The organism is Endozoicomonas sp., assembly GCF_051008435.1.
In the GTDB taxonomy this organism is placed as follows: domain Bacteria; phylum Pseudomonadota; class Gammaproteobacteria; order Pseudomonadales; family Endozoicomonadaceae; genus Endozoicomonas_A.
Genome location: NZ_JBPCXO010000297.1, coordinates 1 through 12,067, shown reverse-complemented (window position 1 = coordinate 12,067; position 12,067 = coordinate 1). Strand labels below are relative to the sequence as shown.

The window sequence follows — 12,067 nt, the reverse complement described above, 5'->3', positions numbered from 1 at the left end:
GAAACATTCTTTCGTGAGTCATTTAAAGGGCAAAAGAAAAATCTACCAAGAGCTACGAGGAAACGAGGCAATGACAAAAAGACAGAATGTCGCAAAATTCCGGTCATGGTAGCCAGAGACAGGTCAGATGCGACTGTTGATGCAGTTTTAGACAATGAGAGTGCAGACGAACTCTGCAAGCATTTAAACGGTCGCATAAACATTGAGGCTGTCGTTTGTGCTGATGCAAGCCTTGCCCACGAGAAGCTGGCAAGAAAACTGGGCTTTATTTTTAAAGAGCTTGTAACATCCTCTAAACAGAGAGTTTTAGATGGTGTTTTTCACTTACAGCATGTCAATTCATATCACAGCCATCTAAAGCAGTGGATTGAAGGGATATTTCACGGTATTGCAACAAAATACTTGTCTCACTATCTTGGATGGAGAAGAGCTTTGACTGAAAGCACACCATTAGATATTGATCGACTGACCAATAAGATTTTGAGTCAGTTTCGCTTTCAACCCGTTAATGGAACATAGCCGTATTAGTACTTCTTTGGATTGGTATCTATAAATTCACACCGACGGAAGCCAAGCTGATCGAGCCTCTGGTGGTTAATCATTTTGCCATGAGCTGGTTGTATGATGTTTTATCGGTGCAAATGGTGTCTGGCATTATTGGAGCTGTAGAGATTATTGTGGCTATAGGGCTGATTGCAGGGTTAAAAAGCCCAAAAATTGGTTTTTACTCTGGAATCGCAGCTTCCTTGATCTTCCTGGCTACTCTCAGCTTTCTGGTCACAACGCCTAATGTCTGGAAAATATCCGATGGCATACTGGTTACTAATTTCTTTCTGGTGAAGGATGTTCTGTTTCTGGCGGTTTCCATCTCTGTAATTGAGCGAAGCTGGTACAGAATGAAGCATGCTTGAATGACGGGTTGATTTTCTTTTTACCGAGTCCCAGATTGTCTTATAGATGATTCTTTGAAAGCCAGAAAAGTTGATTTTCTGGCTTTTCTGTTGGAAGGTAGGAAAAACGTAAATTTAATATAAGCAGTATCAGGGGGAGTTTGTACGCAGTCAGGGAATGTGACAGCGGGAAGTCAAAATAATAAAAATGGCACCGACAGGGAGTCTTCCAGCTATGGCGATTGCCCAATCTTATCCAATCCGTCTTGCGGCCTGGCGTTCCGGCTTTGCGCTTGCAGGCAGCTTTTCTCTTGCTTTATCTGTTTCGGTTCACGCCGCCGAGTTTGCCTCTGAAGATGGCAATATCACCGGTGCCCTGGATACTACGGTATCCTACGGAGCCATGTGGCGGGTAGAAGGTCGGGACAACACCCGATACCGGGGCAGCAGCACACCCAACCATGATGATGTCAATCTCAATGACGGCAACCGCGCTTTTGATAAAGGGCTGGTTTCCCAGGTGATTAAAGTCTCAGCCGATCTGGAGATCGATTGGCAGGAACAATACGGTGTGTTTATCCGGGGAACCGCTTTTTATGACACCGTCATGATGGATTCCCATAACGACTGGAACGATGTCAATCGCGATGCTTTGGCAGCGGGGTATCCAAATCAGGCAGGTACCTATCCTTACGGCAATGACTGGGCAGATGATGTGAAAGACGGCCAGGGCCGTGATGCCAAGATTCAGGACGCCTATTTCTATGGTGCCTGGGATATTGGTGAGATGCCTCTGGATGTTCGTTTTGGTAAGCAGGTCATGAATTGGGGGGAAGGGCTTTTTTACCGGGACGGTATTAATACGATTAATGCCCTGGATGGTGCGTCCTATGCCCTGCCTGGATCTGAAGTTAAAGATCTGCTGATTCCCCAAAATGCTATTTCTTTCAGCCTGGGAATTACTGACAACTTATCCATGTCTGCTTTCTACCAGTTCCAATGGGAAGAAACGGTTCTGCCGGGAAGAGGTTCCTACTTCAGCACCAATGATCTTTTTGTTGAAGGGGCGACCAAAGGGTATAACGAAATCACTTCGAGCTTGAAATTGATTGATGGCACATGGGATGTCACACCTTCCGGCGTGGGTTCGCCGACACTGGGGCAGGTTTTTGGTGATTTCTACAGTGCGACTGGCATCAATGTTAATGGTGACTACATCGTGGTCGCCGATACTTCGGCCAAGAAAGATGCCAGCGATGATGGTCAGTGGGGCTTTAACTTTAAATACTTTGCGGAAGAACTGAACGATACTGAGTTCGGTTTTTATTTTGTTAACTACAGTTCGCACGTTCCCTTTATCGAAGCCGGTATGGACAATGGTGCGGCTCAGGCCGCCCTGGCCGCAGTCACCGGTGCAGGAAATACCAATCTGGCTTTAGCTCTGGATAACTATTACACCGGTGTAGCCGCTTTAACGGGCCAGTCCAAACAAGAGGTAGTAGGTGGTCTGGCAGGCGCACATGTGCTTTCGAACAGTCTGAGAACCACTATGGTTTTCCCTGAAGACATCCAGATGTATGGAATCAGTTTCAATACGGCTTTCGGAAGTACTTCTATAGCGGGTGAACTGGCTTATCGACCTAACGCCCCGATGTGGATTGACCATCCTGATGATCTGGTGGATGGGTTCAAAGATAATCTTCCAGCGATTTTGGCAGGTGCTGACTGTTTCACTAATTTCTCACAAGCTCATCCCGGGCTGGAATATTGTCTAAGTTCGGGAGCTTATAAGAATTATGATGAGATAAAGCTCTGGACAGGCTCACTGGTGTTCGTGGAAAACTTTGGACCCAGCATTGGGTTTGACGGGCTTTACGGAATTTTGGAACCGTCTTTTGAATACATCCAGAATCTGGATGATTACGATACATTTGTATCAACCGCTTCTGGCGCGTATGGGGCTTCATTTGTGACTGACTATACGCCATCCCGTGACCGCCTGGACAAGTTCAGCTGGGGTTTTACGGCGGTGCTGTCGGGTGAGCTGAATGATGTCTTTGCCGGTATTAACCTCAATCCCTATGCGATCTACAAACATGATGTGACTGGGAATTCCCGTCGTACCGGTAATTTTCTGGCAGGTAGAAAAGCCTTCACTCTGGGGGTTAAGGGAGTCTACCTGAATGCTTTCGAAGCCGACTTGGCGTACACCACTTTCTACGGTTCAGAGAGAACCAACTCCATTAACGACAGAGACAATGTCGCCTTCAATATGAAGTACTCATTCTGACGGGATAGGGATGCTCATAATGAACAATAACAAAAACGACCGTTGGCTACTGACGACATTCTTACTGATGGTGTCTTTGCCCATCAGCCTTAATGCGGCTGTTTCTGAACAGGAAGCCCTCAGGTTAAGTAAAGACCTGACGCCAATCGGTGCAGAAAAAGCGGGTAATAAAGAAGGGACTATTCCGGCATGGACCGGTGGTATTAAGGAAGCTGAGGTTCCCAAAGCCTTCAAGCCCGGAATGCATTACATTAATCCATTTCCAGATGATAAACCGTTGTTTGTCATCGATAAAAGTAATCTGGATAAACACCGTGACAAGCTGTCCGCCGGGCAGATCGCATTGTTTGAAGCCTATCCTGAAACCTTCAAGATGCCGATCTATAAAACCCGAAGAACGGCACGTCAGCCCGAACGGATTTATTACAATACCCGGGCAGCGGCTACCAAAGCACAGTTGCTCGACGGGGGTAATGGTTTTAAGGGGGCTTATGACGCTTATCCTTTTCCCATTCCCAAAAATGGCCTGGAGGCGATCTGGAATCACATTGTCCGTTATCGCGGAGAGTATGTGGTCAGAAGGGCATCGGAAGTTGCTGTGCAGAGAAGCGGGGCCTACTCGCTGGTGACATCTCAACAGGAAGCCTTGTTGAACTACAATCTGCCCGGCGGTTCTGAGAAGAGCCTTGATAACACTATTTTTTATTATCTGTCGTTTACCAAGTCACCGGCTCGTCTGGCAGGGGGCGCGGTGCTGGTTTATGAAACCCTGAACCAGATCAAACAGCCCAGGCAGGCATGGGGATACAATGCCGGTCAGCGAAGAGTGAGACGAGCTCCAAATTTGTCCTACGACACTCCTATCGCGGCTTCCGATGGTTTGAGAACGGCAGATGACACCGATATCTATAATGGTGCTCCGAACCGTTATAACTGGGTGTTGAAAGGGAAGAAAGAACTGTACATTCCTTATCACAACTATGAGCTGATCAACCCCAAACTCAAATACGAAGACATTCTCAAGCGTGGGCATGTCAATCCTGAGCATACCCGTTATGAATTGCATCGGGTCTGGGTTATAGAGGGTCAGATCAAGCCCGGATCCCGTCATGTTTACTCAAAACGCGTTCTCTATCTGGATGAGGACAGTTGGGGGGCAGCGGTGCTTGATCAATACGACAGCCGGGGCAACCTGTGGCGGGTGAGTATGGCTTACCTGATCAATTACTATGATCGACCTACAGTCTGGACAGGTCTGGATGTATTCCATGATCTTCAGGCCAGACGTTACCACGTTCAGGGTCTTGCTAACGAGGAGTCGTCGTATATTGATTTTGAGCGGGCGATCCCTCCAAAGAACTACTTTAAGCCTTCTGCTTTAAGGAGGAGAGGGCGCAGGTAAATCACTTGTCTTCAATAAAACGGCCTGAAAAGCTAGCCTTTCTCAGGTCGTTTTTCTTTTAAAATGAAGTGTTTTGGTGTTTTTTGTAGTCCTTATGGACGATTTTGTGAAATCCGATGTGAAAGATTTGGCGAGGCTTTACTTGTCTGTTTATAATCGCTAGTCAAAGAATAAGTCGAAAACAGCCTTGAGCTAACAAATACTGCCCTGTTTGAAAAGTGTCGTCTAATAGTCTGCTCCGGTAGGCAAAATTTCAGCCAGAGACACTTTCACAATGAATAATAAGAATGATTGAGGGGAGCTGCATGTCTTTGTACCCTGGGAAGAAGTTATACATGGATTGGAACGGACAGGCTTCCAGGAGGAAGGGGTCCACGGTGCAAGCTGTAAGGCACTGTGTGATGGCTGTAAGCCTGATGCTGGCAACGGTCAGTCAGGCCGCAGACGCTAAAGTCACTGAGCCTCAATTCGCCAAGATGAGCAATATGGCGTCACAATCGCTGTTGCTGGATGTCACCCGGGCTGCGGAATCACCGCGAATGGTCACGGTGGGTGACAGAGGCCATATCCTCTACTCTGATGATAATGGTGTGAGCTGGAGTCAGGCGAAAGTGCCTACCATACAGATGCTCACAGCCGTTTATTTTCCATCCGATAAAGTGGGTTACGCCGTAGGTCACGACGCTATCGTTCTCAAAACAATGGATGCTGGTGAAAGCTGGCAAAGAGTTTATGACGATATTGACCTTGAAGCGCCATTGCTGGATGTCTGGTTTGACGATGTCAACAGCGGCATTGCTCTGGGAGCCTATGGCACCATTCTTCAAACCCGTAACGGGGGTAAAGAGTGGGTGGATATCAGCGACCGAATCAATAACGAAGAAGAATTTCATTACAATGCCATTACTGGAGACGGTAATGGCAATGTTTATATTGCCGGTGAAGCAGGCATCTTGTTTCACTCAGCCGACAGCGGTCGTACCTGGAAGACACTGGAAAGCCCTTATGAAGGCAGTCTTTTTGGCGTATCCACCGGTCCGGGAGAAGTCCTGATTCATGGTTTGAGAGGGAATGTCTTTCGCAGTACCGATCAGGGTAAAACCTGGGGCGCAATGAGTTCCGGTACCGGTGAGACATTATTCGGCTCTGCCGTGATGGACAACGGAAAAAGTATTCTGGTGGGAACCTCTGGTTCATTTGTTTCTGGCAAAGCGGGACAGTGGAGTGCAGTCAATCGCAGAGACCGGGTATCACTCAGTGCTTTGGCCCCAGGTGTGGACGGAAACATTGTGGTAGTAGGGCAGGGAGGCATCCATCGGATGAGCCCAAGTGGTGAAGTGCTGGAAAGAAGCACACTGCCCAAGCCTGAAAAAGAACAAGAATAAATGCTCATAGCGACAGAGAAATTTTTTGCGACCCCTTCCGATATCAAAACGGCAGAGCAAAATATTTTTCAGAATAAAAAAAAGAGGCTGTAGCTTATGTCGTCGAATCACTTCAGCACAGAACCTATTCTGGAAAGGTTCATCTTCAAGAATAGATTGCTGATCTGTCTGCTGTTCCTGCTGGCAACCATTTTCCTCAGTTGGAAAATGATCACTGGCCTGCGAGTGGATGCCAGTTTCCAGAAAATGATTCCGCTGAATCACCCCTATATTCAGAACATGTTGACGAATATGGAAGCCGGCAGTTCCGGAAACACTATCCGGATTGCGGTGTCCAATAATAATGGGGATATCTTTGACGCCGAATATATGGAAGTCCTGAAGAACCTGAATGACGAAGTGTTCTTCCTGTCCGGTGTTGATCGATCCAAACTCAAGTCATTGTGGACTCCCAGTGTACGCTGGACCCAGGTAACGGAAGAAGGTTTTGCCGGGGGGCCGGTGATACCGCAGACTTATGATGGGACTCAGGCCAGCCTGGATGAACTGAGGCAGAATATTCTGCGCTCCGGTCAGGTTGGACAGCTGGTATCAAATGATTTCGGATCCAGCATCATCAGTGCACCATTATTCGAACGTGATCCTGAAACCGGCAAAGCGCTGGATTACCGTGGATTGTCTGACAAGCTTGAAGAACTCAGAGAAAAATACAATCAGCAGGGTGTGTCACTGCATATTGTCGGAATCGCGAAGGTATTCGGTGATCTGTTTGATGGCGTACAAGCCATTGTCATGTTCTTCATCATGGCGATTGGTATCACTGCGTTTCTTCTGTTCCTTTACTCACGCTGCCTGCGCAGCACACTGGTGCCCCTGATTACCTCGCTGGTGGCGGTGGTCTGGCAAATAGGTTTGCTGGCGACCTTTGGGTATGGCCTGGATTTGTACTCTGTGCTGGTACCGTTTCTGATCTTCGCCATCGGTGTCAGCCATGGTGTGCAGATCATTAACAGTGTCGGGGTTGAAGCGGCTTCCGGTGCGGACAAACTGACTGCTGCCCGCCGTGCTTTCAGAAGTTTGTACATTCCCGGTATGGTTGCTCTGGCTTCCGATGCGATTGGTTTCCTGACACTGTTGGTCATTAAGATTCAGGTGATTCAGGATCTGGCTATCACCGCCAGTATTGGTGTGGCAGCAATCATTCTGACCAACCTGGTATTGTTGCCTGTCCTGATGTCTTTTGCCGGTTCCAGCGACAAGTCTGTTGCGAGAATCCGTGCCAAGCAGCAGGACGAAGGCGGAATCTGGGGTCTGTTATCCAACTTTGCTCACCCCAAAGTGGTTCCTGTTTCGGTAGTGATTGCTATTCTGGGCTTCGGTTTCGGTATTTATAAAGCTCAGGATCTCAAAATTGGTGACCTGGATCCTGGTGCTCCCGAGTTCCACCCGGATTCTCGATACAACATGGACAACCTGTTCCTCACCAGCAACTACTCAACCAGTGCCGACCAGTTTGTGGTGATGGTAAAAACAGGGGTTGAGAGTTGTTCGACCTATCAGGTGATGGAAGCCATTGACCGCTACATGTGGCAAATGGAGAACGTGAAAGGTGTTCAGAAAGCCATCTCACTGGTGACTGTCTCCAAGCGGGTTATCACTGGCTTGAACGAGGGTAATATCAAATGGCAGACACTGTCTCGTAACCCTTATGTTCTGAACAGCTCTGTATCCAACGCCAGTTCCCTGTTTAACTCTGACTGCTCTATGGCTCCGGTCGTGCTTTATCTGGATGATCATAAAGCAGAAACACTTGAGCGTGTGGTAGCAGCTACCAAAGACTTTGCTGAAGCCAATGACAACGAAGAGATGCAGTTCCTGCTGGCAACCGGTAACTCTGGTATCGAAGCTGCTACCAATGAAGTGATTGGCAAGGCTCAGGCAGAAATGCTGATTTGGGTTTACTTTGTTGTCAGTGTCTTGTGTCTGTTGACCTTCCGCTCCCTGAGAGCCGTATTCTGTATTGTTATCCCGCTGGGTTTGACTTCAGTACTCTGTCAGGCGTTGATGGCCTACCTGGGCATTGGTATAAAAGTGGCAACACTGCCAGTGATCGCCCTGGGTGTGGGTATTGGTGTGGATTACGGAATATACATCTACAGTCGTCTTGAAAGCTATCTGAAGCAGGGTATGCCTCTGCAGGAAGCTTACCACAAGACCCTGCAGATCACGGGTAAGGCCGTTACCTTTACCGGTATGACGCTGGCGATAGGTGTAGGTACCTGGATGTTCTCGCCACTGAAGTTCCAGGCGGACATGGGTATTCTGCTGACCTTCATGTTTATCTGGAACATGATCGGTGCAATCTGGCTGTTGCCAGCTCTGGCCCGCTTCTTTATCAAGTCAGAGAATCTGGAAGGTACTGGCGAAAAAAAGTCTGAAAAACCGGGCAAGTTAACGACTGCCTGATTCATCAGTCTCTGAAGAACCGGTTACTCCTGTTTGGGGGTGACCGGTTTTTTTTATTGTGAAAAATATTTTTCTTCTCTCATGGCTGTTTCTGTCTGGAATTCAGCTAATTGCTCCTGTGGGTTTAGCTATAGTGTTCGAGTGTTAACGACTTAGCACTAACATGAACAGACTATTGGGTTTACTCACCACTCTTTCATTTTTCTCTTCCCTGGTGCTGGCCAATGCGAATGATTCCATTGCTTATATTGAGCGGCTTTTGAGCGAAGGCAAAAAAGTGGCGATTCTTGTCATTGATATGCAACCAAAATACGACAAAGTCTTTTTGATCAGTGAAAAAGAGCGTGTGATTCGAGAGCAGATAAAGCTGATCAGCCATTTTTCAGACAATGATAATGTTCATTTTATTGATGTCCGCTGGCGAGGGGGAGGGGAGACACTTCCGGATCTGTTGTTTGAGATGGTGAAAAGTAAGCAGTTTCAGATATTTCTCAAGAACACCAAAGGGGCGTTTGATCAGACAGTGCAGCTGAAAGATCCGGATGTTGCCCAGGGAGTAATAGAGGGGGAGCTGGCTCCGGCATTACTGAAAGAGAAGGTGACGGATGTCGTCCCGATAGGCTGTTTTGATGCCCAGTGTGTGTTGGAAACTGCAAAAGGTGCAAGCAAGGACTTTCAGGTGACAGCGGACAGAGATCTGAACATCATGTTTGAGAATGATGCCGAAGACTGGCCCGAAAGAACCCTGAAAATGTACAAGAATGCTTTTGATTACCAGTGGCAAAAAGCGATGAAAGAATGCCCGGATTTACAACTGGTGCCCAAGTTAGACAAGGCAAAGGATCCGTGTGATTAAAGGGGTTCCCACAGTGATGTGAGAACCCCTCAGGATCAGCTCGGGTAGAGACTGTCCATATCGCTATTGGAAGTGCCGGAAGACTTACCTTTATGATCTTTGCGCAGCTGACTGCAAAGCTTGATCAAGGTTGCAGTATCCAGCTTTTGCTTTTGCCCTGAGTAGAGGCTGGACTCAAGCTGACGGAACAATGCACTTAAGGCCTTGCTGCTGAACCTTTGCAGACATTTGTCCGTTGTCACCAGGGTGGAATCTTCTATCAGAGCCTGTGTCCACTGGATAAAGCTGTGTCGGATCTGGTTTAAGTCCTCTGATCTGCAGGCGGCTTCCAGGTTTCCCCAGGCTGCCTTCTCATTTAAAGTTGTTGATTTTGAGGCCTCTGAAGCCGTTTCTGACAATGCTTTTCCTGATCGCTTGCATCGCAATAAAGCAACCAGTGTGAACAGCCAGAGCAAAGCCAGCAGAGCTGAAACCGATGGCCACAGCCAGTCTGTGTCTGTCGTTCCGGTCATGCCTTGGGGCGCCGGTGGGCAGACAGGGGCTTTGGGTTCCTCTGATTTCTGTAAAGGGATGGTGGGAGTATCTGCCACCACTTCTCCATTTTCAGAAGGCAATACGGTAATGGTTTTGGCCGGAATCACCGCGACTTTTTCTGTTTGTGTATCAGTATCAAACCATTGGTAACGCACCGGAGGCAGTTCAATCTTGCCGGGGCGGGTGGGAATCAGGGCAATGGCTTCAATACGGCTGCCAGTCACTCCGGAGTCGGTAGCCCGGTCATCGGTTGTGGACTTGTCCGGATAGGCGTTAACTCCCCTGGGCTTGGGCATATTGATTGCCGGCAACTGGACGCCTGTCAGACCTTCCGCTTCGACGACAATGGTTCGGGTGATCGCATCGCCCACTTTAACCTTGTCCAGTGCTGCACTCCAACCATCGGTCAGCGTCAGGTTGCGAGCGGGTAACCAGACCGGGCCACTGAAACCATCGGGTTGTGGCTGAACGTTCAGCATGACCTCTGACGATCTGGCGGCGACGGGTTTGCCACTCATAGAGAAAATACTGCCGAAGGTGTCTCTGCGGTCCGGCATAGTGGCTGAGAACGTCAGGCCGGGTATTTGCATGGAGCCGGGTTTTTGCGGATGAATCGAGAAGTTAAGCTCAAAAACGCCATAGCGCTTACCATCCAGAACCGTTTCATAATTTCGGGTTTCACCCAGCTGTTGAACAATGGCACCATCGATATTCAGGGGTGACAGTCGGCGATCATCGTAAAGCTGAACCCGATAGTAGATCTTCAATGTCAGGATCACTTCTTCCTGAACATAGGGGGATTCATCGCTGATTTCGGTGCGAATAAATACCGGACCAATCCCACCTGAACCCGCTGCCCGAGCACTGGCTGTACTGGCCACTTCCAACCTGATGGCTTTGGAGGTCATACCGTCAAGCTGAAGACTGGGTATCAGAAGTCGACCGGCGCTTTTAGGGGACAGGGTGATAATCCAGTCCCGCCAGGATTCGTTGTTACCATTGATGATTCGGATCTGACGGCTTTGGCGAGTCCCCAGAATGTCAAAATCATTTTCCAGTGGTGACAGATCGGGGGCTGCACTGGTATCACTGTCTGTTCTGAGGGTGAGCTCCAGAGTTTCATATTCTGCCAGGTTGGTCCGGTCAACCGTGGCGGTCAGGCCCGCCATAGCCTGGACAGACAGAAACATTCCGGTCAGCAGGACCAGTAGTTTACTCAGTTTGGAAAAAATCGGGTTTACCATGACTGCTCCTGTTGTCTTTTTTGCTCTCTCTGCTGTTGTTGCTGAAGAAATTTTCGCCTAAGCAGACCACCGGGGTCGTCCGGTATGGTTTTCAACCAGTTCTCGATCGCCTGTTGGTCGGGGCTGGTGGTTTGCTGCTCTTCAAGAGAACGCATCGCCTGTTGTTCCTGATCATCTTGTTCTTCCGACTCTCCAGACTCTCCAGACTGAGCCTGTTGCTGTTGTGCCGTTTCAGCAGGGTTCTGTGGCTCCGACTCTTGCTGTTGCTGACTGGAAGCCGATGATTCTTCCTGTTCTTTTTGTTGCTGGTTATTGTCTGAGCGGGACTGGGAAGATGGGTCCTGTTCCTGATTTTGCTGACCATTGTTTTGCTGGTTCTGCTGTTGCTGATTCTCTTGGGAATCCCCCGAATTTTGTCGCTGATTCTCAGAGTTCTGCTGCTGGTTCTGTTGCCCCTGGCCTTGTTGATTTTGTTCTTTCTGTTGATCCTGCTTCTGATTGTTGTCTTTGCCCTGTTGCTGTTGTTGCTGTTGTTGCTGTTGTTGCTGTTGTTGCTGTTGTTGTTGCTGCCGCTGTTGTTGCTGCTGCTGCTGTTGTTGTGGTTGTTGTGGTTGTTGTGGTTGTTGTGGTTGTTGTATCTCTTGCTGTCGCCGTCGCGTTAGATGTTGCGGTAGAGTGAACAAATTTATTTTACCGGTTTCCACTGCCTCCTGCGCTAATTGTTTACCGACCAATGCCATCATTTTTTTCTTTCGTGCCCGCTGCTCCGTCATGCTAAGTACCTTTTTTATCCCTTGTATTTTTCTTGTGTTGTTTTTCTTTTGTTTTCCTTTTCCTGGCATTATATATATATAGAGCATACAAATTAATTCCTAAATTTAAAAGGGGGTTAGGGGGAAATTTCCCCCTCGCATAACATATAGTGGTGGTGTGTGTGTTGATGTGTAATTTATTAAAAAAATTGAAAAGTTTTTTCTGTTGTATGTGAATGGTATCGACC

General features: G+C 48.2%; 10 protein-coding genes. 7 read left to right on the top strand and 3 right to left on the bottom strand.

Annotation, left to right across the window (positions count from 1 at the left end):
• From ACR2PX_RS15045 to ACR2PX_RS15015, 7 genes are all read left to right on the top strand, one after another.
• The coding region (locus ACR2PX_RS15045; RefSeq protein WP_434000172.1) for an IS1595 family transposase at positions 1–519 on the top strand (519 nt) is incomplete at its 5' end.
• Positions 516–911, top strand: a complete 396-nt coding sequence (locus ACR2PX_RS15040; protein ID WP_434000173.1) for a DUF417 family protein — start codon at positions 516–518, stop codon at positions 909–911. The genes ACR2PX_RS15045 and ACR2PX_RS15040, both read left to right, overlap by 4 nt.
• A 214-nt stretch (positions 912–1,125) precedes the next feature.
• Positions 1,126–3,180 carry a DUF1302 domain-containing protein gene (locus tag ACR2PX_RS15035; protein WP_434000171.1) on the top strand — a complete coding sequence of 685 codons (2,055 nt, stop codon included), beginning with the start codon at positions 1,126–1,128 and terminating at the stop codon, positions 3,178–3,180.
• Between the two features lie 19 nt (positions 3,181–3,199).
• Positions 3,200–4,582: a DUF1329 domain-containing protein gene (locus tag ACR2PX_RS15030; RefSeq protein WP_434000170.1), complete on the top strand. Its 1,383-nt coding sequence runs from the start codon at positions 3,200–3,202 to the stop codon at positions 4,580–4,582.
• A 401-nt stretch (positions 4,583–4,983) separates the two neighbouring features.
• Positions 4,984–5,967 (top strand): WD40/YVTN/BNR-like repeat-containing protein, encoded by a 984-nt coding sequence (locus tag ACR2PX_RS15025; protein WP_434000169.1) that lies wholly within the window; start codon positions 4,984–4,986, stop codon positions 5,965–5,967.
• Positions 5,968–6,063: 96 nt separating this feature from the next.
• Positions 6,064–8,433 carry an efflux RND transporter permease subunit gene (locus ACR2PX_RS15020; RefSeq protein ID WP_434000168.1) on the top strand — a complete coding sequence of 790 codons (2,370 nt, stop codon included), beginning with the start codon at positions 6,064–6,066 and terminating at the stop codon, positions 8,431–8,433.
• Between the two features lie 163 nt (positions 8,434–8,596).
• Complete coding sequence (locus ACR2PX_RS15015; protein ID WP_434000167.1) at positions 8,597–9,289, top strand: hypothetical protein; 693 nt, start codon at positions 8,597–8,599, stop codon at positions 9,287–9,289.
• A 35-nt stretch (positions 9,290–9,324) separates the two neighbouring features.
• Here the strand turns inward: ACR2PX_RS15015 and ACR2PX_RS15010 are convergent, their stop codons facing one another.
• From ACR2PX_RS15010 to ACR2PX_RS15000, 3 genes are all read right to left on the bottom strand, one after another.
• Positions 9,325–11,067 (bottom strand): BatD family protein, encoded by a 1,743-nt coding sequence (locus ACR2PX_RS15010; protein ID WP_434000166.1) that lies wholly within the window; start codon positions 11,065–11,067, stop codon positions 9,325–9,327.
• Positions 11,061–11,840, bottom strand: coding sequence for a hypothetical protein (locus ACR2PX_RS15005; RefSeq protein ID WP_434000165.1), 780 nt, complete (start codon positions 11,838–11,840; stop codon positions 11,061–11,063). The genes ACR2PX_RS15010 and ACR2PX_RS15005 overlap by 7 nt, the downstream gene beginning before the upstream one ends.
• 1 nt (position 11,841) lies before the next feature.
• Positions 11,842–12,067: hypothetical protein (locus ACR2PX_RS15000; protein WP_434000164.1), on the bottom strand; the 226-nt coding region annotated here is incomplete at its 5' end.